This is a genomic window from Marinobacter adhaerens HP15, assembly GCF_000166295.1.
Classification (GTDB): domain Bacteria; phylum Pseudomonadota; class Gammaproteobacteria; order Pseudomonadales; family Oleiphilaceae; genus Marinobacter; species Marinobacter adhaerens.
Genome location: NC_017506.1, coordinates 4,327,117 through 4,352,151, shown reverse-complemented (window position 1 = coordinate 4,352,151; position 25,035 = coordinate 4,327,117). Strand labels below are relative to the sequence as shown.

Here is a 25,035-nt window from a genome sequence, read left to right as displayed (position 1 = left end):
GGAAAATCAAACTCCAACAGCCTATCTTTAATTAGGCTCTCTAATAATTGGCATTCCGATGAGTTCAGACCCACTCTTTTCCACGCCAGGCGAGGAAAACGCCCTTTACCTGGAGCTTACCGACGGCATCCCCGGGGCAATCTTTCAGTATATTCTCCATCCTGACGGCACCGACCAGTTGAGCTACATCAGCCGGGGGTGTGTTGATCTGTGGGAGATTGAAGCGGCAGAACTGAAACGGGATCCAGGCCCACTATGGGAAATGATTCTGCCTGAGGATGTCGAGGGACTGGCCCGGTCGATTCGTGGTTCTGCGGAAACCATGACCTTCTGGAGACACGAGTGGCGGATCAAGCCAGCATCTGGTGTTGTGAAATGGCTGAGTGGTACCGGCACTCCCAAACAGCGCGAAAATGGAGACATATGCTGGAATAGCGTGATCATTGATGTAACACGCGAACGTCAGACCCAGGAAGCACTGGACAGCTTCTTCGATCAGCGCATGACAATGAACGCGATGGTCGACTTCGAGGGCAAGTTCGTGCGGGTCAATGGACTTTGGGAAACAAAGCTGGGCTATCGTCGCGACGAACTGGAAGGAGAGGTTTTCATCGAGTTTGTCCATCCGGAGGACCGTGAGAAAACCCTGAGCGAAGCCGGCAGAGTGATAGAAAACAGCGAAGGGTCATCGGAGTTTGAAAACCGGTATCGGCACAAAGACGGCTTCTACCGCTGGCTGTCCTGGTCATCAGTGACATCCCCCGAGGCGGGGTTGATCTATGCAGTTGCTATTGATGTGACAGAGGCGCGCATCGCTGATGACAAGCTGCGTCAAGCGGCGACGGTGTTCCAGAGCACGGTTGAAGGCGTGATGATCAGCGATCTGGATAACAGGATCATTGAGGTTAATGACGCCTTTTCCCAGATTACGGGCTATACGGAAGAGGAGGCCATCGGCAAAACGCCCGACCTTCTCGATTCGGGAAAACACGATCCAAGCTTCTTCAATGCCATTTGGCAAAGTGTTCGGGAAAACGGGCACTGGCGTGGTGAAATCTGGAGCCGCAGGAAAGACGGAAGTGTCTTCCCGGAACTACTGACCATCAGCACTATTCTCAACAAAGACGAGCCGGTCGGCTATGTGACGGTATTTTCGGACATTTCTACACTGAAAGCCCATCAGGAAAAGCTGGATTATCTGGCTCACCACGATCCCCTGACGGGTCTGCCAAACCGCCTCCTTTTCAATTCCCGATTGCAACAGAGCATCCGTCTGTCGGAGCGAACCGGCCGTTCTATAGCGGTCTTGTTCATCGACATTGATCGATTCAAAAACATCAACGACAGCATGGGCCATCCCACGGGGGACGAACTGCTGAAGCACGTAGCTGCTCGCCTGAGGGAGCAGCTACGTGCTTCCGACACGGCGGCACGCCTTGGAGGTGATGAGTTCGTCGTTCTTCTGGAAGACATTGAAGGCGCGGAACATGCCGGACAGGTCGCCGACACTCTGATGAAAGCGTTTAAAGAGACGTTCGCCATGGACGGTGTCGAGATCGGGGTAACCGTGAGCATGGGAATCAGCCTCTTCCCACAGGACTCCAATGATGCGGCAGAACTGTTGGCTGACGCCGATGCAGCGATGTATCAGGCCAAAGAGAACGGCAGAAACACCTATGCATTCTATTCGAGCGAATCGACCGCCCGGGCACTGGAGTACGTGTTCTTCGAGAATGCGCTCAGGAGGGCTGTTTCTGACAATCAACTCTTCCTTGAGTATCAGCCCCAGTTTGATCTGGAGCCTGGAAAACTCACCGGTATGGAAGCACTGATACGCTGGCAGCATCCAGACAAGGGACTGATTACACCGGATCGCTTCATACCGATCGCCGAGCAAAATGGCACCATAAGAAACATTGGACAGTGGGTGCTCCAAACCGCCTGCCACCAGGGTAAAGCCTGGCTGGATGCCGGCCTGGACATAGGACGCATCTCTATCAATGTCGCTGCATCGCAGTTTCACGATGAGAACTTTCTTGCCGAGGTGTTAGCGATTGTGGACGAATCCGGATTGCCTCCAGAGCATCTGGAACTGGAGTTAACCGAGAGCTCGTTCATGCACCAACCCGAAAGGGCCATACCGAAGCTTCACGCACTCAGAGAGAGAAACATCACCATCGCCATTGACGACTTCGGTACCGGCTTTTCCTCCCTGAGCTACCTGAAAAGACTGCCCATCGACAAATTGAAAATAGACCGGTCTTTCGTGATGGATTTGCCGGATGACGAAGAAGACAAAGCCATTGTGCGTGCGATTATTGGTTTGGGAAAAACCCTCAAACTGAAAACGATTGCCGAGGGTGTTGAAACCGAGGCTCAGGTGGCGTTTTTCAAGCAGGCAAAATGTGATGCCCAGGGCTTCTACTTCAGTCGCCCCCTTGGTACCGATGCGATGGACGCGTTTCTTCGTTCGCCGCAGACAACCACGTTGTAAACAAACAGGATCGAGACCTGCGTCAGATCCATAGCAAGCAAACCACCGTAACCCTACCCTCATCTCTATTTAATACAGACGAAAAGGCCAAACAATGAGCGACGACAGTCGACCGGTCATGCTGACTGCCCGGCAAATAAGATTCCTGCAGGACCTGATCCTCGAAAAGCAGTACCAGCTTGCCGCCCAGCAGTCAGAGAATCAGCATAGCACTGATTACAGTCAACTCAGCGAGCAAATGAGCCACACAACAGATCTGTTGATGCAGCTGACCGACGCATTGCCGGAAGATTGCGCAATTCCCCTCCAGGAAACTCCGGAAATCCCGGCGAGCACCTGCCCCTAGTGACCACCTCGTGGATGCTTGCGGGCTTCCAGGTTACCCAGCGACATTTTCACGTCTCGCTCCGACAGTTCTGGAAGATCGTCAAAATTCGAAACCTGCGGGAATTTCGAATCGATCACAGTCGCCAGCGTATCGTCGATACACAGGGTGTCTGCCACGGCCTGATGACAACCGGGCATCAGGATTGCCCTGACCTCGCCGATCTCTCTTGTCCCCGTCTCAACGTCGCCAGAGCGACTGGCGCTTATCACGGTGAGGGGCGCGCCCCAATCCACTGCGCTGCCATCAACAGGTTTCGCTTCAATACGCTCACAGGCTGTCAGGGTTGCTTCAAGCAACGTGCGGAAATTCGCGGATTCAGCCAGCCGTTCGGCCTTTTCACGGGCACTGCGTTCTTCGTCAGGCACCAGTAATATGTAGGGCGTATTATCAACGAAGACACCCCAGTAGTCGGCTGCAATGGCTTCGGGTTTCGGGTAATAAACCCCGGCGGTCAGGGTCGAGTGCTTTTTCCTTCGAGCCAGGAAAGCGCCCTTTTTTTCACAATCCAATTCTTTGCCTCGGTCTTTTCCGGTTTTCACTTCTTGCACGCGTCGTCCAGGAATGGCCATTGAACGATGAGCTCGAGCCCCATCGATTGATCATTTCGTGGACGCCGAAATATGGTGATTGCAAGAAGGTTTTACAAACCCGCAGCCAGGCCTGTGCCTCCGGAGCGACATTTCTGCTCTCTTGGCAGCACATACGCGTCGTAATTTCTGGAATCATTCACGAATGACGAAATAATGATTAACGAAGCACCGATCCCGGCCGATATAAAAAAAGATCGCAGTGGTTTGCGTGCTCCAATACTCCGTCCGGCTTATAGATTCTGGGGAATCAGAATGTCTATCAGAAAACTGTTCATCGTCTCGATTGCCGTTGTTCTGCTGGTCATCGCATTGCTCGCAAGCATTGTGATCGCTTTGAACACGCAGAAAACGATCACGGCAGACGTCGCTGAAAGGCAGAGTGATCTTGTCGAGGAGATCACCGGAATGCTCTCCATCACCGACGAGCTCATGTCAAAACGGGTGAAGAATTCTCTGAATCTGCTGATTGAGCGTGGTCAGCAAATGGGAACCGCCAGGGTTCAGGGAACGGAACCCGTCGCAGGCAAATCGGCGCCAGCACTGTTTCTGGGCGACACCATGATCAACAACAATTTTGATCTGGTGGACGGGATTACCCAGGTCATGGACGGCACAGCCACACTCTTCGTTCGCGACGGGCAGGACTTCGTGAGGGTTTCCACGAACGTCAAGAAAGATGATGGATCCCGTGCCATCGGTACCAAGCTGAATATGGCGGGCGCCGCCGGGCAGGCCATCAGCCGGGGCGAAGCTTACTTCGGGCAGGTCGATATCCTCGGCAACCCCTACCTCACCGCGTACAGCCCGATCCGTAACGCCTCAAACCAGATTATCGGCATCTGGTATGTGGGCTATTCAGCGGACCTTGAAGAACTTGAAGCGGCCATCACCTCATCCAGCCTCTTGGACAGGGGGTTTCTCGCCCTGGTGGACGACAAGGGTCGACTCCGCATGCACTCCAACTCAATTGAGCCCGATCCACTGCAAAACCTGCTGGAAACCGAGCCGGACGGTTGGAACCTTGAACGCACTGCGTTTGATCCCTGGGGGTACCAGATTGTAACCGGCTATTCAGAAGACGAAGTGGGGGCCATGGTTCGCAATCAGACTATCAAGACGATCATTGCAATTCTGATCGGCGGACTGGTGCTGATCGGTTGCCTGAGTGCCCTCGCACAATTGGTTGTGGCCCGACCTCTTCAAAAAATGATTGATGCCATCAACGACATTGCCAGTGGAGAGGGCGACCTCACTGTGCGGTTCAATGCAACGGGCAAGAGCGAACTGGATGTCATGGCCCAGGGCTTTGATCGCTTGCTTGATCGGTTGCAAACCACGATTTCAGACACCAAAGGCTCGTCGGAAAGCCTGCTTGAGGCCTCGTCGAGTCTCAGGGGCATTGCATCGGACTCCGCAACCGTTGTCTCGCAACAAACCGAGGAGACAGAGCAGGTTGCAACCGCCATGAATGAAATGACAGCAACCGCTCAAACCGTTGCCGAAAGCGCATCCAGGGCCGAAAACATTGCAAAAGAGGCGGATGGTCTGGCCGAAAGTGGCCAGTCGCTCATTGCAAAAACCACCGCAAAAATACAGAGCCAGCTCGAAAACAACCAGAGCTCCGTGCAAACCAGCGCTTCACTGAGAGCTGCATCGGATAACATCGGTAATATTCTTTCCGTCATCGAAAACATTTCAGAACAGACCAACCTTCTGGCCCTGAACGCAGCGATTGAGGCAGCCCGAGCCGGGGAGCACGGCAGAGGTTTTGCTGTGGTCTCCGACGAAGTCAGGAACCTGGCCCGTCGAACCCAGGAATCAATCAAGGAGATCCAGGACCAGATCAATCACCTACAGGAAGGCGTTGCCGGTGTAACAAACGTTATTGAGGTTGGCAGCCAGCTGGCTACTGAAACCAACGACATGATCCGCGAAACCGGTAACGCGATCGACGCACTGCGCGAGAGCGTTCGAACCATTCGGGATACCAACATTGAAATGGCCAGCGCCGCCGAGCAGCAAAGCCAGGTTTCTGAGGACATCAACCAGCGCCTTGAGCACATTCGGCAAATGGCTGGCAGCAGCCAGGAGAACGCCGCATCAACCAATGAGGCGTCAGAAACATTGAAACAACTCGCTGAAAGACTGAAGTCTCAATTGGACTCTTACAGGACCTGACCCAGTTTCCATACCCGGCAATCATTCTTTAGTAACGAACGAAACGATCAGATATATATATTTTTGTTCACAGCGAAAGCCTCGGATACTACGCGTACTAAATACTCCTGATTCCGAGGTCCTCGCATGTTCGATGTTCAGGCGATCGAATCCTTGTTCTCACTGCTGGTACCGCTGCTTTTCGGTGCCGGCGCAGTCGCGACAGGATTGGCAACCAACCAGAGCAACCTTCTCGCACGGTCATTGACCTTCAAGCTTGCCTTTGTATCGGCTTTGGCCGCCGCAATCGGAAGTTGGTGGTGGCCGGTCGATGGCGTCTGGTTCAGTCACGCGCCTCTGGCCTCAATCATGTTGCTGCTGATCACTTTGCTTGGAATGGTGCTGGGACGCTTCTCGGAGAGGTATCTTGCGGGGGATCACGGCCAGCGCCGTTTCATGATCTGGCTTCAGGTGATCCTCGCCAGCGTGGCCATGATCGCCATCACCAATCATTTGCTGGTGTTCCTCGTCAGCTGGATTGCTATCAGCGTAAGCCTGCACCAGTTGCTGATGTTCTTTCCTGATCGCCCGCGCGCCGCCCTGGCCGCGCACAAAAAATTCATTTTTGCGCGAATTGCGGAGCTCTGCCTGGCGCTGGCGTTCCTCCTGCTTTATGTCCAGTACGACACGCCGTTTATTGATCGGATTCTGGCCCAGGTATCCGGTGCAACAGAGGTGCCCGCCGGCGCCCAGATCGCTGCGGTTTTGATGGCCGTGGCCGCTTTGCTCAAATGCGCACAGATGCCTTTCCACGGTTGGCTGATTCAGGTGGTGGAATCACCCACGCCGGTTTCTGCCCTGCTTCACGCCGGCGTTGTGAACCTTGGCGGTTTCCTGATGATTCTGATGGCACCGCTTATTTCCGAAGTAAGCGCAGCCCAGTGGCTTTTGCTTGCCGTGGCAGGCCCCACGGCGGTGTTTGCCAGCCTTGTTATGATGACTCGTATTTCCATCAAGGTAAGGCTGGCCTGGTCTACCTGCTCCCAGATGGGCTGGATGCTGGTTGAGTGCGCTCTGGGGCTGTACGAGCTGGCGCTCCTGCATCTGGTTGCGCATTCCGCGTACAAGGCTCACACCTTCCTGAACGCCGGCAATACCGTTGAGTTGTCGATGAAAAAACGCCTGGTTGCCGTCAATGAGCCCGGGGCAAAACAGTGGCTGGCCGCTGCCGCCCTGGCGGGCCTGTTCATGCTGCCGACTGTTTTCCTGTCCAATGAGGCCGGCACGGCGCACATGTTTTCATGGATTGTGCCAGGCATCGCCCTGACGATTCTGCTCTCAGAGTTCCTGTCAGCCGGCGGCGGGGTTCTCACCGTTGCCCGAGGCCTGGTTATTGGTGCTGCCTTCTGGGCACTGTACTGGCTACAGAAAACCTTCTTCGGTTTGCTGCTTGCGCCACCGGAAAGCCAGGCAAGCCTGCTGGAAGTGGTTTTTGTCGCTGCCCTTATCGCAATACTGGTACGCGGCTACTACCAGATTCGCTACCACCGTTTCTCACCCGCAGGCGCCAGGCTTTATCGGTTCCTGTTCGCCGCGGGCTACCTCGATGAGTGGTCCACCCGTCTGACCCTGAAAATATGGCCTGCCAAACTGCCTGATGTCGTGCGGCCGCGAGCGGTGGTCAGCGTCTCTTCAACCTCTGGTTCCAGGGAGTCCGCATAATGTTAGCGTCGAGCCTTAATGCCACCACCGAAGCAACCACCCATACACCAGATTGGCAGGCGGCCGTCACCGATGCCTGCGCGCGAATCGCGCCCTCCTGGCCATTGGATCAGATGATCGCCGTGAATCCGTTCTGGGAAATGCGGGACCTGCCATTCACCAGGGTCGCTTCACGCATGGCGGCACTCAATGGCACCTGCTGCCAGAATCAGGCCGCGCTTGCCGGACAGGGCAACGGCCCGGCGGCCGCGGAGACCGCCAGCATGCCCGAACACTGGCAGAATCTGAGCGCCCAGCTGGATCGCAATCGCGACACCGCCCACCAGGTAGGCTGGCAGGATGAAGTTGTGCATCAGATAAGCCAGTTCTGCGGCGACTATTTCCAGCGTCTGGATGCCGGTGATTTCAAGGCGGATGCCCAGGACCTTTACCATAGCTGGCTGCAAATGACCCGGGCTGACCGCGGCATCGCCATTGTTATGGGCGAACCATCCCTGCCCTCGCAGTTTCAGGTGTTACCGGACCAGCATGAAAAACTGATTACCGATGCTCTCGACGCCCTGGCATCACAACCGGACTATGCGCCGGATTATGCCCATGCGCTCCTCCTGGATATCAACGGCTGGTCATCCTGGGCCGCCTACTTGCGGTGGCAAGCGCGACTCAGTGGCCACGAGGAAGACCTGCTGCCGGGTCTACTGGCCATCCGACTGGCCTGGGAGCTCGCCATATGGCGGCACGTCCAACACGTTGGCGGGGCCATTTTTGCCGAACTGAAGCAACGCTGGCTCAAACAGTGGGATACCTGGCCAGAGATGCTGCAGACCCACGAGCAATCTCAAACCACAGGTTGGCGCCAGCAAACAGAGGCTGAGTCGGCCTACCAGTCACAGATGGCTGAAAAGCTTCTTACCAGGCCTGAAAATCCCTCGTCGGACGATCAGCCGCTCAAGTTACAGGCGGCCTTCTGCATCGATGTTCGGTCGGAGGTCTATCGTCGTGCGCTGGAAGCCCAGAATCCCGCTATTCAGACCCTCGGGTTTGCCGGGTTCTTCGGCCTCCCGATCTCCTATCGACCCAAGGGCACCGGGTTTTGCCGGCCACAATTGCCGGGCTTGCTGGCGCCGGCGCTCGAGGTTACTGAGGCCGAACCCGCCGACAGCTTCAGCCGGCAATCATTAGCCAACCACTCCCACTGGTCACAGTTTTCCAACGCCGGCCCGGCGAGCTTCAGCTTTATCGAGAGCATGGGCCTCGCAGGTCTGGGACGCATGGTTCGCAAAACCTTTTTTGGCAAGTCCTCGGATAACCCGGTTGATCAACTCCATAAGGGACAGACCGAGTTCGAGATCCGCCAGAACGGAACCCTGCTGGGCGCTGCGGAGAAGGCGGAGTTGGCCGGGGGTATTCTTCGGGCCATGACCCTGACTCATGATTTTGCGCCCACCGTTCTCCTTGTCGGGCACGGCAGCAGTACGCGTAACAATCCCCATGCAGCGGGCCTCGACTGCGGCGCCTGCGGCGGACAGACCGGTTCGGTAAACGTTCGCGTACTTGCCGGCATCCTGAACGACAAGGACGTGCGTGCGGCCCTGGCTAAGCAGGGGATTTCGATCCCCTCCGAAACCCGATTCGTGGGGGCACTGCATAACACAACCACCGACGAGGTCGAGTGCTCAGGTGATGTTCCTGACGAGATCCGGGGTTTCCTGGCCAATGCCGGCGCCCAGGCACGTCGTGAACGCGCCCTGCGGCTTGGTATCGCAAACGAGAGCGATGTTGACAGCGCCATCAAAAAGCGCAGCCAGGACTGGTCCGAAGTACGGCCGGAATGGGGGCTTGCCGGCAACGCCAGCTTTATCGTGGCGCCTCGCTCGGCCACGCGACACCTGGATCTGGGTGGCCGCAGTTTCCTCCACGACTACCGCTGGCGCGAGGATGAAGGCTTTAACATCCTCGAACTGATCATGACCGCGCCAATGGTGGTCACCCACTGGATCAACCTCCAGTACTTCATGTCTGTTACCGACAATCTGCATTACGGTAGCGGCAACAAGGTCCTACACAACGTGGTTGGCGGCCACCTGGGCGTTTTCGAGGGCAACGGCGGCGATTTGCGAATCGGTTTGCCGCTGCAGTCAGTACACGATGGTAAGCGCTGGGTTCACGAGCCCTTGCGCCTGAGCGTTTATCTGGCGGCACCGAGGGAAGCCATTGCCGAGATCGCGCAAAAACACAAAGTTGTGCAGGAGCTGATCGATAACGACTGGCTGTACCTGTTCCGGATCAACGATGAGCAGACCTCGATCGAGAGGTTGTACCGGAATGAGTGGCAGCCTGTAGCCACTCGTTCAAGTTCCACCGGCGGTCAAAGCGGAGAAGATTGATGTCGATCTGGGGCGGCCGCTCCGCGGTTTTGCTAACCCGGCACGGCAAGTTGCCCGCCATTGCGCGGCCACTGGAACCGCTCGGGTTGGCGTTAACCTGCGACAGCAGCTTCGACACCGATCGCCTTGGGACCTTTACCCGGGAAACAGAACGTTTCGCCGGTCAGAAGGAAACCGCGCTCGAGAAAGCCAGAATTGCCGCGGCGCAGGGCGAGAATCGTATCGGCCTCGGTAGCGAGGGGGCTTTTGGCGGTGGTCTGTTCTGCATCAATCTGGAGGTCGTTTGCCTGTTTGATCCGGAGCACGGCCTTACCCTCTTTGGCGAGCACAGCGCGCCTTTTGGTCTTGAGCAGGCCAGCATCCGCTCCGTTGAGGACTTGCAGATGTTTCTGGATCGATGCCCTGCAGGCCAGGGCCTGGTAATGCGGCCCGAGCATGCCGGGCACCCGGAGATTTACAAAGGGCTGCGCGACCACCAGGAAATCCATACCCTGTTCAGAGCACTCCGGAATGCCTCGCCGTCTGGACAGGTTTTTATCGAGTACGACCTTCGAGCCCATGAGTCGCCTGGCAGAATGGCCAATATTGCACTGGCGGCAGAAAACCTTCGCAACAAAATGGAGAGCCTGTGCCCAGGGTGTTCCCTGCCGGGATTCTGGATAACCGATATTGAGAGAGGCCTGCCATGCAGTGCGTGCGATACGCCGACAGACCGGCCAAGGTCTTTTGTCTGGTCCTGCCACGCCTGCGACCACTCAGAGTCGCGCCCCGTGGAGGCTGTGACAACGGAACCTGATTTTTGCCCAACCTGTAACCCCTGAGACCTTATGCCCGCAACCATCAAGTTAGACGCAACACAATCAGGCGACCTAGAGAAAGCCGCCAGCCTGCTTCTTGCCGGCCACCTCGTCGCTATACCCACCGAAACCGTGTATGGGCTTGCGGCCGATGCCAGCAACGATCAGGCGGTCCGGAAAGTGTTCGAGGCGAAACAGCGCCCGGTCGGACACCCGCTGATAGTGCATGTGGCATCACCGGACCGGATCAGTCTCTGGGTCGACCAGATTCCGGACACTGCCAGGCGGCTGGTCCAGGCATTCTGGCCCGGCCCGCTTACGCTGCTACTGCCGAAGAAAAGCGGCGTCAGCGATTTCATTACCGGCGGCAATCCGGGTGTGGCGGTCAGGATGCCGGCGCACCCGGCCACGCTGGCGGCCATGCAACGGCTTGGCAGGGATCTTGTCGCCCCGTCAGCCAATCCCTATGGCAGGATCAGCCCGACCAACGCAGAGCACGTACTCGCGGGACTGTCCGGAAAAATCGAGGCAGTTCTGGACGGCGGCGACTGTTCGGTAGGCATTGAATCCACCATTGTCGATCTGACCGGCGACACGCCAGTTATTGCCAGACCCGGGCAGATCGCAAAGAGCGATATCGAAGCCTGCCTCGGAATCGCGCTCGCCCCGGGCAAAGCGGCCAGCCAGGCCGTACCGGGGAGCGTAAAGCGCCACTACCAGCCGGTCACACCTACCGTTGGAGTAGCCACGGATCGGTTCGCCGGACTTCTGCCCGAAGTCACACCGGCAGGCGAAAAGATTGGCGTTATCTGGTGGCAGTCTGCCCCGGGCGAACTGGCATCCGAGTCCATTATGCTCAGCGCCGATCCGAACGAGTACGCTCGCATGCTTTATACCGCCATGCACGCCATGGACAAGGCGAACGTGGATCGGATCGTGATTGAGCTTCCGCCACGGGAAAGCCAGTGGCTGGCCGTTCACGATCGGTTGGGACGGGCCTGTACCGAACAATTCACTTAATCCAGCACACCCTGGCACTCAGGGCAATAATACAGCCGCCGGCTGGCCATCATGGTTTTAACAAGAGGCGACGCGCAATCGTGGCAGCGTTCACCATCGCGGTTAAACACCATGTGCCGGCGCTGCCCGAACGTCCATCCTTCCTGTTTGAGCCGCTCTGCACGGTCGGGCGGATTGGTGATGCCCTTTAATCGATAGGTTCGCTGAACCAGAGTCAGAATCGCCTCCGCCAATCTCGACTGCTGATCGGCGTCCAGATCACGAGGCCGTGCCCGCGGTGAAACCCTCGCCTCAAAGAGGATTTCCGAGCGCAGGTAATTACCGATTCCGGCAACGAACGCCTGGTCCAGCAGCAAACCACCCAGGTTCCGGCCCCGGAATCGCTTGTCATCAAACACCGCCAACAGTTGATCGATGCTGACCTCCTGATTGAGAGGGTCCGGGCCCAGCCGTGACAGATAGGGCACCTCGCTCAATTCATCGGGCCGAACCAGTTGGATGTCGGAGGCGCTGTACAACCGGGCCGCCTTCTTCGGACCGATAATGGCAAATCGCAGTTGCCGGTTTGTACTCGGTTCCCGATCGGGTTTGCCCATGCGCCACTTGCCATACAGCTGGTTATGGCTGTAAACGCACCACGGCCCGTCTTCATCTGTGGCCTCAAAAAAACCCAACACGGCTTTGCTCCGCGCCTCCACTCTCTCGACTCTGCGTCCCCGAAGGGCATTCTCGAAAGGCTTCAGGTGTTCAAACGCAAAAAACACAGATTGCGCTGTCTTACCGCCAACGGCCTTATGAATGTCATCGACCATACGGCGTATTTCGGGACCTTCGGGCATACTCGTTTCCGCTCCTGACCGGTCTATCTGCAATACAGGTGAGCTTTACCCTACGTTGCATCCAGCAATTCGGAGTTGTCGAGTCACAAAGTTTTGTCCGGATCCGGGTAAGCCCTTTGCCCAACCTGCGCGTAGGTTTTGGTGTAGCTAAACCACGAGCAAGATGAGTCATGAAAGACACCAAGCTGGCCCTGTTCATTGCAGCGATTCTGATTGTGTTGGCGGCGGCGACAAGGGAGGAACCGGCTGCTTCGGAAAACCTGGCGAAGACCCAGGTTGTACCTCTGGTATTTGCCAAAGAGCTGGGCGCTGATCAGTGGACACCCTCGATGAAGGAGCGGTTTCTGGAAGACCCGGAGAACCAGATCAGAATGAGTCAGACTGACAGGATATTGAGGGATGGACGTGGCCCCGATGAGTGGTTGCCGGCTTCGGGTCAATGCGATTACATGGGCAGGTTCATGGCGGTGATGGAGCGTTATCGGCTCCATCACCGCGAGCCCCAATGGCGGGGCTGGCAAACCAAACGACAGCGCTGCTACACCCAGTTTCAGTAGACGTAGCCTGCCGTTCCTGAGCCAAGCGGCCTAGCGCTTGTTGTCAGGGCCAATCAGATCGGAAAGCCGCTCGCGCAGGCTGTCGATGTTGTCTTCACCGCTCTGCTTGAGTTCGTCCAGTTTTTTTCGGCCATCAGAAATTTTATTCTCAACCGAACGCAATGCATCGGACGTGCTCTGCTGAATATCTGCGCTCGCCTTTTCGTTCTCGGCTTCGGCTTCTTTGGCTTTGGCCTTGGCTTTCAGGGAATCGGCTTGCTTTTCCCACTCTTCCAGCTGGGTTTCGGCCTTTTTGATCAGTTCGTCTTTCAGTGACATAAATGCCTCCATTGCGTTAATGGCGAGTGTTTAACCACATCCTCAAGAACTAGGAGCGGAAACGCAACCCGTAGACCAGCTATATGACTGATTCAGCGACAGTTATTTCGGAAAACCAGTAATAAATTTCAACTGAAAGTGCTCATCGTGCCAAGTATCCTCCCGCCTCGCTTTCATCACCGACAGATCAGGCAAGGACACTTACTGCACATGAACAAAACGGACCTCGTCTTTCAGAGCTACGGACGCTGCTGCAACCGGGATGCTTTCTTTGTCGACTTTTACGACTTCTTCATGGCCAGCTCGAACATTATCAGGGAACGTTTTGTAAAAACGGATATGGCCGCTCAACGCCACCTGCTACGCAACGGCATCATGCAATTGATCCTGCATGCTCGCGGAATGTCTGACAGAAAACTTAAGGCGCTTGGTGAAAGTCATAGCCGCTCACATTACGACATCAAGCCCGAATGGTATTCCCTCTGGCTGGATTCGCTCCTGAAAACCGTCCGCCTGCATGACCCGGAATACACACCTGAACTGGATGCTGCGTGGCGTGAGGTTTTGACGCCAGGGATTGATCTGATCCGCGGGGCGTACTGACCGAACATTCCAATAGTCACAATGTTACTCTGAGCCACTCTTACTTTTCTGGTCCGGATTGGTCCGAGTCGTCAGATTCCGAACTGCCCTTGCGCTCGGGCTGCAATTCCTCTTCAACCCAGCGTCTCACCTGGTGTCGATCTTTCCGGCGCACCAGCTGCTCGCTGTGAATGTTGCGGGGAAAGATCTCGGGCCTTCCTTCATGACTCAGAGAAAAGCTGCGCCGTACACCCACCGGATACTTCGTGGGCCCGTGGATCACGGCGGCCCGGATTTCAACGCCGGTGATGTCCTCGAACAGGTAATCGCTTTCGCTTTCTTCACTGCGACGTCCCAGGATGATGTTCCTGAACGAGCCCAGCACCAGATACCCACCGGGCTGTAACGGGCCCTGGCGCAGCACCTGGTGCACGTTGGCATCATCCGCGCCGACACGACGATACTCGGTCACCGTCATAATTTTCTCTTCGCCCGCGCGGGTGTAGAGAACCACCTGAACGCACTGCACGTGCACCGTTTCCTTGCCCATGTTCACCAGGAGACACTGGGCATCCGGGTTTTCGTTCTGAGCGTGGTGAATAACAAGGTATGGGCGATTATTTCGTTTGTACTGCAGGAAAAACAGTTGGAAGTAGACAATCCAGACGATCGCCATGATGGCGCTGCTGACAGGAGCGATGTAATCCATGTATCCGTTCCCTCTCATCCATATCTATCAACACGCTAGCTCGCTTTACCTGATTTTTACACCCCGTTGACGGAGCCTTCCCGAAAACCCTGCGATGATCCTGAATAACAGGATCGATTCGGAGTCGTTTATGGCAACCAGCAAAGCCATGCTGATACTCGGTGTTCTCTTGCTCGCATTGACCGGGTGCAAGGTCACCACCTCTGACAGTCACCATTACCCGGAGTCCGGGGGCTTCGTCTCGGGGCTTTTCTACGACGCACGGGATACTGGCAGGCACTACCCTACGAGTTCCTGGTCACTCACCCGCTATACCGAAGCATGCCAAAATGAACCTCTGTATTTCGAAACCCATAGCGGTCGGGTGCGGGTCTATGGCTCGCCGGCCTACAGTGAAACCTCGTTCCGGGCCGCGGCTTCAGAGCTTGAGCGCCGAATCGACGGCGTACTGGCCCGGTTCCAGTTGCGCTGGTCCGAATTTGTCCAGGACCGCAGCGCCGCAGTTGCCTATCCCCGCCAGGTGATCGGCTGCCTCAGCCCCGAGGTGCCGCACAGCGAGTTTGTGTCTGCCTCGATGGCCGCCGTGGCATTCAATCCGTACTACGGCCAATGGCCCTACGAGGCGGGAAACATCGTCGCCCACGAACTGGCCCATTTCGTCCAGCAAAACCTGTCACGGTATGACGCCAGTTACAGTCTGCTGCCTTATTGGTTTGCAGAGGGACAGGCCGTTGCTGTGGCAGGAGAGCCAATTGCAGAGGTCTATCAGCACTATGACTACGATCCTCTCTGGGACGTGACTCCCGGTGACACTGCAAACTTCCCCTATCGGTTCGAGCATTACGGGTTGGCCTACCGCTACCTGGAAAAGGCCAATGGCGCCCTTGCGATGACGGTATTACTGGAAATGGTGCAGGTGCTTGACTGGGATGGTGGATTCTATGGTGAGATCAGCACCGGAGAGTCCCGGGCCTTTGTGGAAGCATTCAATTCGGCAAATCTGGTAGACCACAGAAATAACTATTTGAGTTTTCAGAGATTTCGGAGTGACTACCACGACCTTCTGAACAGCAGTTATTAGCCGGCACGGGCATGAACTGGATTAAATCTGTCCAATCAGGGATAATTTCGACCGTTTTTCAACCAGTACTGTTGTCGTTGGGTAGTCTCTGGTCATGACCATTTACAGTGTTCTTCAATTAGTTATTTTTTCTGTCCTGTTGTTTAACACCGTGCACCTGATGCCGGCCTTCGGCCGTCTGCTCAGGGGGGCAGAATCGGCTTTCCAGTCCGGGTATCTGTGCGCCATGCTCACCATGCGGCTGGCCCGCAACATTCTGGGCCTGATCCTGGTCACCGCCAGCACCGCGCCCAACCCGGAAATTCACGCCCTGGTGCCCAAGGGTATCCTGCTGTTCCTGGTTCTGGCACTGATTAACGCCGCCCTGACCCAGTACATGGAACGAATCCGGGTTGAAGAAGGCGCCCGTTTCTAGGCGCCTCGCTGTCAGGCGTAAAGCGACTCGATCACCTCGGTATATTTCTCGTAGATATTGCTCCGGCGGACTTTCATGGTCGCCGTTACCTCGTCATCGTCGTGGTCCAGTTCCTTGGTCAGCAAGTGGAAGCGTTTGATCTGCGCCACCTGTGGTAGCTGGTCGTTGCCCTTGTTCACTTCTGCCTGGATGAGTTCATTCACCTGCGGCTGCTCGGTCAGGCTCCGGAAGGTGGTGTAGGCAATACGCTCCTGCTCTGCCCACTTGGCTACCGTATCGAAATCAATCTGGATCAGCGCAGACACGTATTTTCTGGCCTCACCGATCACAATGCATTCCTTGATGTAGGGACTGGCCTTGATGGTGTTTTCGATCTCCGTTGGTGAAAGATTCTTGCCGCCGGCGGTGATCATGATGTCTTTCAGACGGTCGACGATCTTTAGCTGGCCATCCCACCATTCACCCACGTCGCCGGTGTGCAGCCAGCCATCCTTCAAAGTTGAAGCCGTGGCCTCGTCGTTCTTGTAATACCCCTTGAACATGCTGCCACCGCGCATGATGATCTCGTTGTGCTCGCCAAGCGTTACCTCCACCCCGGACACAGCCACACCCACCGTTCCCAGGCGCACGTCATCAACGGGTTGCGCTGTGGCAACGCCGGTGCTTTCCGTCTGGCCATATACTTCAACCAGGGGAATGCCGATGGTCCGGAAGAACTCCAGTATGCCGGTTGATATAGGGGCTGCCCCGGTGAGCGCAATGCTGCATCGGCGCAGGCCGATAAAATTCTGCAAGGCGCGCAACACCAGCCAGTAGCTGATGCCATACAGGCATTTTTCCTTCAGGTTCCAGTCTGCGCGGGGTTTCGTGGCCATAGGCGAACAGACCCGGATCGCCCAGTTGAACAACGCCTGCCGCAAACGCCCGGTCTCCTGAATCTTGATGTAGATGGACGAGTGCAGTTTCTCCCATATCCTCGGCACCCCCAGGAAAAAGGTCGGCGCAATCTCCCGCAAATCCTCCTGAATGGTCCGCAGGCTCTCTCCGAAGCTGACCGTACTGCCTACATAGACCGGTGCAATGTTGGTAAAGGCCTGCTCTGCCACGTGGCAAAGCGGCAGATAGGAAAGGCTGGAGCCGTGTTCGTCCGCCTGCAACAGCTCAATCAGCCCCGGCGCCGCGGCGTGCAGGTTGTGCCAGCTGATCATTGCCCCCTTGGGTCGGCCGGTGGACCCGGAGGTATAGATCATCAGGGCGGTGTCATCCATTTGCTGGCTGTCCAGCAATTCATCCACCAGGTTGGGATGCTGCGTTTCGAATTCCCGGCCCCTGGCCTCGATATCCTCGAATGCCGACGGCGGCTCCGGATAATAGCGCAGGCCCTTCATATCAATGGCAATGCAGTGCTTCAGTTTGGGCAAATCTGGCCAGGCTTCCAGCACCTTGTCGGTCTGTTCCTGATCTTCGCAGATCACAAATTCCGCGTCGCTGTGCTCCAGGACATAGGCCACCTCGTTCCAGGGACTGGTGGGATAGACCCCGACACAGATGCCCTGCACCAGGCCGATGCCCATCTGGCCAATGACCCACTCCACCCGGTTTTCCGAGATAATGGCCACGTGGCCACCCGGTTCGAGCCCCATGGCACGCAGCCCCAGCCCGAAGTGTCGGGCCCGCCGGTAATAATCCTGCCAGGAATAGGCCTGCCAGATACCGAAGTCCTTCTGGCGCAAAGCCAGGGCGTCCGGCCGCTCCCGGGCATGGGCCCGGAGCATCTGTGTCAGCGTGAGATCAGGGATGGAAGGCGTTGTCATGACAGCCACCGTTTACGGCGTTTGTAGTGCTTGATGTCTCGATAACTGCGGGCCTCACCTTCCTTGCCACCCACACCCAGATAGAATTCCTGAACATCTTCATTCGCCGTGAGTTTGTCTGCCGGGCCGTCGATCACGATCTTGCCGTTTTCCATGATGTAACCGTAAGATGCAATCGCCAGTGACACCGCGGCATTCTGTTCCACCAGAAGAATGGCAGTCCCCTGTTCCCGGTTGATTCTGGCCACGATGGTAAAGATCTCTTCCACCAGCAGCGGCGCCAGACCGAGGGAGGGCTCATCGAGCATGATCAGATCCGGCTGTGCAATCAGCGCCCGACCCAGGGCCAACATCTGCTGCTCGCCGCCGGAGAGGTAACCGGCCAACTGCTTGCGGCGCTCCTTCAGTCTCGGGAAATAGTTATAAACCAGCTCATAGCTGTCACTCAGGGACGGCTTACTGCCACTGAGCGCATAGGTGGCGGCAATCAGGTTCTCCTCAACCGTGAGGTCCTCGAACACTCGGCGGCCTTCCATGACATGAAAGAGTCCGTCGCGCACAAGCCGCTCCGGCGGAACGCCTTTTACATCCTTACCCCTGAAGCGTACTTCGCCGGCCGTGACCTCTCCGTCTTCCAGGGTCAGCAGCCCCGAGACGCTTTTGAGGGTGGTGGATTTACCAGCACCGTTGGAGCCGAGGAGCGCCACAATGGCCCCCTTCGGCACCCGCAGTGACAGGCCCCGAAGGACCTGCACTGACTTGTTGTAGACCACCTCGATATTATCGATTTCCAGTAAGGCTTCCATACAGCCCCTCAGTCGAGGTGGATCCAGTCCGACACCGGCTCATAGCGGCCTTTGTCAGCGTTCACCCGCCAGATACGGCCTACCGGGAAAGACATGTCCCGCACGGTGACCGGAATCCCGATGATACCGCCGGTGTCCCAGTCCTCTATGGAGGCCAGGGCCTCTGCCATGTTGTCCGCGTTCAGCTCCTTGCCGGCATCCAGGGTGCGCTTGATCACTTCGGTCCAGACCATGGCGTTGAACCAGCCTTGGATATACCCGGTGGGACGGTAACCGGCCTCCGGATCACTCTTCTCGGCCTGGGCCCTCAGGGCATCCAGCATCGGGCCACTTTCCTCACTGTCGTAGTAGTTGTAGGGCATGACGCCCATGTAGCCGTCGGCATCCGCGCCCATCTTGTCGATGATCAGCTTGTCGGAGGACCAGAAAGTACCCATGAACTGGGTATCCAGGCCCATCTGGCGCATCTGCACCATGAATTCGTTGATCGGTGACAGCACATATCCGTGGAAGACCACGTAATCGGGGCGCACCCGACGCAGTTTCAGCACCTCGGCAGAGACGTCGACACTGCCGGGCTTGGTGACAATTTCTTCCACCACTTCGATGCCCAGCTCGGCAGCGCGGGCCTTGCCATTCTCGATCGGATCCTTGCCAAATTCGGTATCGCTGTAGACAAACGCCACGTTCGGCATATCGCCGCCTTCACCCTGGGATGCGATGTACTCGAGGATGATGCCGAACATCTGGCTGTAGTTCGGCCCCGGAATGAACTGGTACGGATAGATTTCGTTGTCGGTCAGCACGGTAGCGAAGGACGCGCCGCTCATAAGCGTGTTGCCCTGGCTGTTGAGCTCCGAGGCGATGGCCTTCATGAAACCGGTGCTGTCGCCGTAATAGGTGGCCGGCGAGCTGCTGCCGGAGATCTTCTTGAAAGCCGCGACCGAACGGTCCACCTCATAGGCAGTGTCTTCCATGACGTATTCCACGGGATGACCATTGATGCCGCCCTGGCTGTTGATCCAATCGGTGTAGTCGGTGAGACCGGCATGGAGGTGAATACCGGCAAAGGCAAAGACACCGGAAAGCGGTATGGAGCCACCGAATACGATGGGCTCTTTGTCCTGAGCCATCGCCGGGGCAGCAACGGTCAGTGCAGCGACCAGGCTACCAAGCCCGGCAAGCCGGCGACCTTTTTCGAGGATGTTTCTGAACATGTTTCTTCTCCTTGCTGCTTCTTGTTGTTGGTGGTGCATGGGTCCCAGGTAGCGACCCCGTTGAAACACAATTAATTCCTGAACGGCCACAGGCGGAAGAAGCGACGGATTCGGTGCCAGATCTCCGCCAGGCCGTGGGGCTCGAAGATCAGAAAGCCCACGATCAGGGCGCCAAAGATGATTTCCAGCATCGGCGACATGAACACCGGCGCATTCGGATAGAAAGGCGTCAGCGCGGCAGTCAGCAGCTTCAGGGCTTCCGGCACCAGGGTCATGAAGGCAGCGCCAAGAATGCCACCCAGCAAGTTCCCCATACCGCCGACGATCACGGCCGCCAGATAGAAAATGGACATGGAAAGCGGAAAGCTCTCTGGCGTGACCACGCGATAGAAATAGGCGAACAGGCCGCCGGCGATCCCGGCATAGAACGAGCTGAGCGCAAACGACATCAGCTTGTAACGCAGCAGGTTAATGCCCAGGATCTCGGCGGAAATATCCCGGTCACGAATGGCGATAAAGGCCCGGCCAATCCGGGTTCTGAATACGTTTCGGGCTGCCAGAACCATCAGCACCGCCAGGGGCACAATGATGAAATACATCATGAAATCGCTCTGGAAGGTCAGACCGAACAGGTGCGCCGGTTCCAGGCTCAAGCCACCCATCCCGCCGGTTACCGATTCCCACTCGGCGAAGATGAAATGCAGGAACACGCTGGCCGCCAGAGTCGCGATGGCCAGATACAGACCTTTGACGCGAAGCGAGGGCAGGCCTACGAGGATGCCGACGGCGGCTGCCATGAGCCCGGCCAGTACCAGGGTCACCGGGAACGGCAATGCGGTGTTAATCGACAGCCAGGCAACGGTGTAGGCGCCCACACCCATAAACCCGGCCTGCCCCAGCGAAATCAGTCCGGTGAAACCGGTCAGGATGTTAAGGCCGGTAGTACTGATCACCGCTATGCCGACCAGGCACCCCAGGTAGAGAAGATAGGAGTCCACCACAAAAGGGAATACCAGCAAGATCAGCAGGAAGAACCCCAGCCACAATTTCTGGGTCTGGCTGGTCCAGATTGCCTCATCGGCCTCGTAGCTCTGTTTTGCGTCACCGATGCGCATCTTAAACTCGCTCTATTTCGTGGGTGCCGAACAGGCCGTAGGGGCGGATCACCAGGATTATCGCCAACACCAGGAAGGTTGCCGGCATCCGGTATTCACCGCCCAGATAGGCACCGGCTACCGTCTCCAGCCAGCCGATGAACACGCCGGCCACCAGGGCGCCGAGAATACTGTCCAGGCCGCCTACGATCACCACCACGAGAACACTCAGGCCAATGATCCCGAACTGCGGGCTGAGGCCCCCGGTGGCCGCCACCAGCACACCTGCCAGCGATGCCGCAAGAGAGCCAAACACCCACGCCATGTTGAACACCCGGCGCACATTGATGCCCATGGAATAGGCTGCCGCCTGATCGGAGGCGGTGGCTCGCAGGGCCACGCCACCCCGGGAGAACCGGAAATACAGCAGGTAGACAATAAGAAGGGCCGACCCGATAAGAAAGCCGTAGGCAATTTTCGGGGCCAGGTACAGCTCGCCAATAAACACCGGCTCGCGAGGCAGGAAATTGGGTAGCAACTGCGGATCCGCCGTCCAGATGAACTCCACCAGACCCACCAGGATGCTCGCAATCCCAATGGTCACCATCACCACTGAAATCGGCGACTCGCCCAGCATCGGCCGGATCATGGTCTTTTCAATGACGCCACCGAGAATACTGCCGCCGATGACAGCCAGCGGAAGTGCAATCCAGGGCGACATTTCCATGCCACCGGCAAACGCCAGGAACAGGTAGGCCGCGAACATCATGATCTCGCCGATGGCGAAATTGATCACCCTCGTCGCTTTATAGATGATCACAAAGCCCAGGGCGATGAGGGCGTAAAGGCCGCCCATGGCAAGGCCTGCCAGGCTGATTTCGCCGAAGAACAACCAATCCATCAGGCGGCCTCCCCCTCGGCATTGAGCTTTTTGCGAAGGCTCTCGATATCACTGTTGCCCAGGTAAGCCTTGATAACCTCGGGGTTGTTCTGGACGTCTGCAGGAAGGCCTTCGGTGATGACCTGACCAAAGTTGAGCACCGCGATGTGGTCGGAAATATCCATGACCATGCCCATGTCGTGCTCCACCATCAGCACGGTGACACCCCACTCTTCCCGAATATCGAGAATAAAGCGGGCCATGTCTTCCTTTTCCTCCCGATTCATACCCGCCACCGGCTCATCCAGCATCAAGACTTTCGGCTGCATGGCCAGCGCCCGGGCAAGCTCGACCCGCTTCTGGAGGCCGTAGGAAAGGCTCGCAACCGGCTGGCGACGGATGTGGTCTATCTCGAGGAAATCGATGATGCGCTCTTCCACATCCTTACGGACAGCCATTTCCTCACGCCGGGCGGGGCCGAAATAGGCCAGCGCACTGAGCAGTCCGCTCTTCATGTGCACGTGGGCGCCCAGCTTGATATTGTCCAGGACGGTCATACCCCGGAACAGGGCAATGTTCTGGAAGGTTCGGGCAAGGCCCAATGCTGCCCGTTTCGGCGGCTTGATACTGCCCGGCAGCGTCTGCCCCTGATAGCGGATGGTGCCCTGCTGGGGTTTGTAGAAGCCGGAAATGCAGTTGAACAGCGATGTTTTGCCGGCGCCGTTCGGGCCGATAATGGTGGTTACCGTGTTTTCAGGCACCCGAAAGCTCACGTCCTGCAGCGCCTTCACACCACCAAACGACAGAGACAGGTTACTGATCTCAAGGATGCTCACTATACCTCCCGGCACCCCTGGCGCCGGGTAGTCAGGCACGTGAACACGCCCTGCCGATACCCATCTCACGCCCGAAGATGATTGTAATTTTGTTTTTCTTGTCGTCGGGGTTAACCCCGATCCAGATTTAAAGTAGTCCATTCAGGCAACATTAGGCAAACCGCTCTATCCTGATACCCGAACGACAACCATCATCATTACGCAGGTTTCTGATCTTCAGACCTGCCGAACAGGGAGGGCGATTCATCATGACAGACACGCTGGTAACCACCGCTTTTGATGCCGGAACAGGGGTAGCCAGGTTGACCTTTAATCGCCCCGAAGCCCTGAACGCCATCAATGTACCCCTCGCAGAGGCCTTTCTTGCGGCAGTCGAGCATATTAATAGCCTTTCCGGCGTTCGCTGCATTGTCCTGGCAGGCGCAGGGCGAGCGTTCATGGCCGGCGGAGACGTGTCCAGCATGGCCGGAACGTCAGAGCAGGCAGGCAAAGCGATAGGCGCGATCCTGGATGCCGTCAATCCCGCCATCCTGCTTCTTCGCAGCATGGACGCACCGGTTATCGCTGCGGTCAGGGGCGTCGCCGCCGGCGCAGGGCTCAGTCTCACGCTGATGGCCGATCTGGTGATCGCCGAGGAAGACGCGAAATTTCTGGTCGCCTACAACGGTATTGGCGCGGTTCCGGATTGCGGCGGCAGCTGGGCCCTGGCCCACAAGTTGGGCGCTGGTCGCGCGGCGGAGCTGATGTTGCTGGGACGGACCTTGAATGCCGGCGAAGCAAAAGACTGGGGAATGGTCAACGAGGTCGTCCCGGCCAGCGAATTCGAGAGCCGGGTGAACCGGATGATCGAAAAAGTCGCCAAGGGACCGACTCGGGCCTTCGGTGCCTTTCGCCAACTGATCGATCGTGCCAACGGTGACCGGTTGGCCGCCCATCTGGAGGCAGAGCGCGTGGCCTTCCTTGAAATGACCCGAACCGAGGATTTTGCCGAGGGCGTGTCGGCGTTTCTGGCCAAACGGCCGTCAGGGTTTCGCGGCTGCTGACGCCGTTACGAATTCGGCCCGGTTGCGGCCATTGTGCTTGGCCTGATAAAGCGCCCTGTCCGCGGAAGCCATCACGTCTGAGAAGGCAGCATGTTCGAGAGCAAGAGAGGCGCCTCCGATGCTTGCCGACAGATGAACCGGAACACCGTCAACCCCGCGACCGGCCTCAACAATGCGCTGTAACAGCCGCCCGGTTACAGCTTCAATCGCCTCGCGGTTGTTATTACGAAGCACGGCCGCAAATTCTTCCCCGCCAACACGGCCAATGATGTCATCATCCCGGAGTTCCGCTTTCATCAGGTTCGCCACAATTCTCAGTACCTCGTCGCCAGTGGCGTGCCCCCAGCGGTCGTTGATCTGCTTGAAGTGATCGAGGTCGATCATGAGAACGGTGATCAGTGAGCCGTCTTCCCGCGCCTTTTCAAACGCCAGATTACCCTCCCGGTAAAAGGCCCGTCGATTGAACAGTTGAGTAAGGCCGTCTCGCTCTGCCAGCGCGACCAGGGCCTGTTCGGCACGGGTAAATGCCAGCAACGGAAGCGCCATGGCCGTCGCACTCACCAGCAACAGGTGGTTCACCAGAATCAGTTTCAGCAGCCCGTGCAGATCCAGCGGGGCACTTCCTGTCACGGAGACTGCAATCACCAGTACCTGGGCCATCATGAGGGTACCGTGGATGCCGAACAGCGTTTGCAGGATCCGCAGCGGCAGCCGCGGTTTGCGTTCAATGGAAGCCAGACGATAGATCGCCAGGCTAAAGACCAGTGCGGAGAAAAGTGCCGTGAGGAATCTGGCAGCCACCGGATCCCACCCTGTGCTCACAACCAAACCGAACAGATAGACTAGAGACGCTCCGTACAAAAACCGGGAGGCACCTCGGGTGCCTGCCATGGGCAACTGCATCAGGGCATGTATCCCTGCGAGGAGCAACAAGGGAGACCCGCCAAGCGCCAGATGAACCGTAAACTGCATGAGCGCGGGCGCTTCGGTTACCTCATTAACTACCGCTAACGCCGTGCCCGCCACAAAAGTGAGACAGGCCAGCGCCCAGAGCAGGAAACAACGTTCACGGTGGCGAAGATGGTAGATTGCCCAGAGCATGCCGCCGATCAGGAGGTTAATCATGATCGAAGTGACCAGCAGCGTTGGCAGGTGCATGTTCAGATCCATAAAGGCACAGCGTTCCAGGCTATACAATGGGATTCGTCAGGGTATCAGCTTCCCGCCCAGGCCTGCGCACGTGCCATGTAGCGTTTGGTATGATAATTGTCACAGATTGACTCGACATC

General features: G+C 57.1%; 23 protein-coding genes. 12 read left to right on the top strand and 11 right to left on the bottom strand.

Features of this window, described 5'->3' with window-relative positions:
* Positions 1-58: 58 nt before the first annotated feature.
* Both HP15_RS20305 and HP15_RS20300 read left to right on the top strand, forming a co-directional pair.
* Entirely contained in the window at positions 59-2,494 is a 2,436-nt protein-coding gene (locus HP15_RS20305; protein ID WP_014579223.1) for a sensor domain-containing protein, read from the top strand.
* A gap of 94 nt (positions 2,495-2,588) precedes the next feature.
* Positions 2,589-2,840 (top strand): hypothetical protein, encoded by a 252-nt coding sequence (locus tag HP15_RS20300; protein WP_014579222.1) that lies wholly within the window; start codon positions 2,589-2,591, stop codon positions 2,838-2,840.
* Here HP15_RS20300 and HP15_RS20295 read toward each other — a convergent pair.
* The gene (locus HP15_RS20295; RefSeq protein ID WP_227499676.1) at positions 2,837-3,391 is read right to left on the bottom strand and encodes a hypothetical protein; all 555 of its coding nucleotides are present in this window, start codon (positions 3,389-3,391) and stop codon (positions 2,837-2,839) included. The two genes, HP15_RS20300 and HP15_RS20295, sit on opposite strands and share 4 nt — an antisense overlap.
* A 333-nt stretch (positions 3,392-3,724) precedes the next feature.
* Between HP15_RS20295 and HP15_RS20290 the strand changes: the two genes are divergently transcribed.
* The 5 genes from HP15_RS20290 to HP15_RS20270 all read left to right on the top strand — a co-directional run bounded on the left by HP15_RS20290 (position 3,725) and on the right by HP15_RS20270 (position 11,555).
* Positions 3,725-5,650, top strand: coding sequence for a methyl-accepting chemotaxis protein (locus HP15_RS20290; protein ID WP_014579220.1), 1,926 nt, complete (start codon positions 3,725-3,727; stop codon positions 5,648-5,650).
* Between the two features lie 126 nt (positions 5,651-5,776).
* A complete protein-coding gene (locus HP15_RS20285; protein WP_014579219.1) occupies positions 5,777-7,351 on the top strand; it encodes an NADH-quinone oxidoreductase subunit L in 1,575 nt (524 codons plus the stop codon).
* Positions 7,351-9,738, top strand: coding sequence for a YbcC family protein (locus HP15_RS20280; protein ID WP_041645977.1), 2,388 nt, complete (start codon positions 7,351-7,353; stop codon positions 9,736-9,738). Before HP15_RS20285 ends, HP15_RS20280 begins: the two co-directional genes overlap by 1 nt.
* The gene (locus HP15_RS20275; RefSeq protein WP_014579217.1) at positions 9,738-10,559 is read left to right on the top strand and encodes a DUF6671 family protein; all 822 of its coding nucleotides are present in this window, start codon (positions 9,738-9,740) and stop codon (positions 10,557-10,559) included. The genes HP15_RS20280 and HP15_RS20275 overlap by 1 nt, the downstream gene beginning before the upstream one ends.
* A 6-nt stretch (positions 10,560-10,565) precedes the next feature.
* Positions 10,566-11,555 carry an L-threonylcarbamoyladenylate synthase gene (locus HP15_RS20270; protein ID WP_014579216.1) on the top strand — a complete coding sequence of 330 codons (990 nt, stop codon included), beginning with the start codon at positions 10,566-10,568 and terminating at the stop codon, positions 11,553-11,555.
* On the opposite strand, the gene nei is transcribed toward HP15_RS20270, so the two are convergent.
* Positions 11,552-12,394 carry an endonuclease VIII gene (gene nei / locus HP15_RS20265; RefSeq protein WP_041645976.1) on the bottom strand — a complete coding sequence of 281 codons (843 nt, stop codon included), beginning with the start codon at positions 12,392-12,394 and terminating at the stop codon, positions 11,552-11,554. The genes HP15_RS20270 and nei overlap by 4 nt on opposite strands.
* A 170-nt stretch (positions 12,395-12,564) precedes the next feature.
* Here nei and HP15_RS20260 point away from each other — a divergent pair, with 170 nt between their 5' ends.
* On the top strand, positions 12,565-12,951 hold the full coding sequence (locus HP15_RS20260) for a hypothetical protein (protein ID WP_014579214.1): 387 nt from the start codon (positions 12,565-12,567) through the stop codon (positions 12,949-12,951).
* A 30-nt stretch (positions 12,952-12,981) separates the two neighbouring features.
* Here HP15_RS20260 and HP15_RS20255 read toward each other — a convergent pair whose 3' ends face one another.
* The gene (locus tag HP15_RS20255) at positions 12,982-13,269 is read right to left on the bottom strand and encodes a hypothetical protein (protein WP_041645974.1); all 288 of its coding nucleotides are present in this window, start codon (positions 13,267-13,269) and stop codon (positions 12,982-12,984) included.
* A gap of 210 nt (positions 13,270-13,479) precedes the next feature.
* On the opposite strand from HP15_RS20255, the gene HP15_RS20250 reads away from it, so the two are divergent.
* Entirely contained in the window at positions 13,480-13,872 is a 393-nt protein-coding gene (locus tag HP15_RS20250; protein ID WP_014579212.1) for a globin, read from the top strand.
* A 40-nt stretch (positions 13,873-13,912) separates the two neighbouring features.
* Here the strand turns inward: HP15_RS20250 and HP15_RS20245 are convergent, their stop codons facing one another.
* A complete protein-coding gene (locus HP15_RS20245; RefSeq protein ID WP_014579211.1) occupies positions 13,913-14,560 on the bottom strand; it encodes a hypothetical protein in 648 nt (215 codons plus the stop codon).
* A gap of 130 nt (positions 14,561-14,690) precedes the next feature.
* Between HP15_RS20245 and HP15_RS20240 the strand changes: the two genes are divergently transcribed.
* Positions 14,691-15,641 (top strand): hypothetical protein, encoded by a 951-nt coding sequence (locus tag HP15_RS20240; RefSeq protein WP_169702194.1) that lies wholly within the window; start codon positions 14,691-14,693, stop codon positions 15,639-15,641.
* Between the two features lie 94 nt (positions 15,642-15,735).
* Positions 15,736-16,056: a hypothetical protein gene (locus tag HP15_RS20235; protein WP_014579209.1), complete on the top strand. Its 321-nt coding sequence runs from the start codon at positions 15,736-15,738 to the stop codon at positions 16,054-16,056.
* An 11-nt stretch (positions 16,057-16,067) separates the two neighbouring features.
* On the opposite strand, the gene HP15_RS20230 is transcribed toward HP15_RS20235, so the two are convergent.
* The 6 genes from HP15_RS20230 to HP15_RS20205 form a co-directional block, all read right to left on the bottom strand.
* The gene (locus HP15_RS20230) at positions 16,068-17,870 is read right to left on the bottom strand and encodes an AMP-dependent synthetase/ligase (RefSeq protein ID WP_041645973.1); all 1,803 of its coding nucleotides are present in this window, start codon (positions 17,868-17,870) and stop codon (positions 16,068-16,070) included.
* A complete protein-coding gene (locus HP15_RS20225; protein ID WP_014579207.1) occupies positions 17,867-18,676 on the bottom strand; it encodes an ABC transporter ATP-binding protein in 810 nt (269 codons plus the stop codon). The genes HP15_RS20230 and HP15_RS20225 overlap by 4 nt, the downstream gene beginning before the upstream one ends.
* Positions 18,677-18,684: 8 nt before the next feature.
* On the bottom strand, positions 18,685-19,893 hold the full coding sequence (locus tag HP15_RS20220; RefSeq protein WP_014579206.1) for an ABC transporter substrate-binding protein: 1,209 nt from the start codon (positions 19,891-19,893) through the stop codon (positions 18,685-18,687).
* A gap of 71 nt (positions 19,894-19,964) precedes the next feature.
* Positions 19,965-21,008 carry a branched-chain amino acid ABC transporter permease gene (locus HP15_RS20215; RefSeq protein WP_014579205.1) on the bottom strand — a complete coding sequence of 348 codons (1,044 nt, stop codon included), beginning with the start codon at positions 21,006-21,008 and terminating at the stop codon, positions 19,965-19,967.
* A 1-nt stretch (position 21,009) separates the two neighbouring features.
* Positions 21,010-21,888, bottom strand: a complete 879-nt coding sequence (locus HP15_RS20210; RefSeq protein ID WP_014579204.1) for a branched-chain amino acid ABC transporter permease — start codon at positions 21,886-21,888, stop codon at positions 21,010-21,012.
* Positions 21,888-22,703: an ABC transporter ATP-binding protein gene (locus HP15_RS20205; RefSeq protein ID WP_014579203.1), complete on the bottom strand. Its 816-nt coding sequence runs from the start codon at positions 22,701-22,703 to the stop codon at positions 21,888-21,890. Before HP15_RS20205 ends, HP15_RS20210 begins: the two co-directional genes overlap by 1 nt.
* Before the next feature lie 248 nt (positions 22,704-22,951).
* Here HP15_RS20205 and HP15_RS20200 point away from each other — a divergent pair, with 248 nt between their 5' ends.
* The gene (locus tag HP15_RS20200; protein WP_014579202.1) at positions 22,952-23,746 is read left to right on the top strand and encodes an enoyl-CoA hydratase/isomerase family protein; all 795 of its coding nucleotides are present in this window, start codon (positions 22,952-22,954) and stop codon (positions 23,744-23,746) included.
* Here HP15_RS20200 and HP15_RS20195 read toward each other — a convergent pair.
* Positions 23,726-24,916 (bottom strand): GGDEF domain-containing protein, encoded by a 1,191-nt coding sequence (locus HP15_RS20195; protein ID WP_014579201.1) that lies wholly within the window; start codon positions 24,914-24,916, stop codon positions 23,726-23,728. The genes HP15_RS20200 and HP15_RS20195 overlap by 21 nt on opposite strands.
* Between the last annotated feature and the right edge of the window lie 119 nt (positions 24,917-25,035).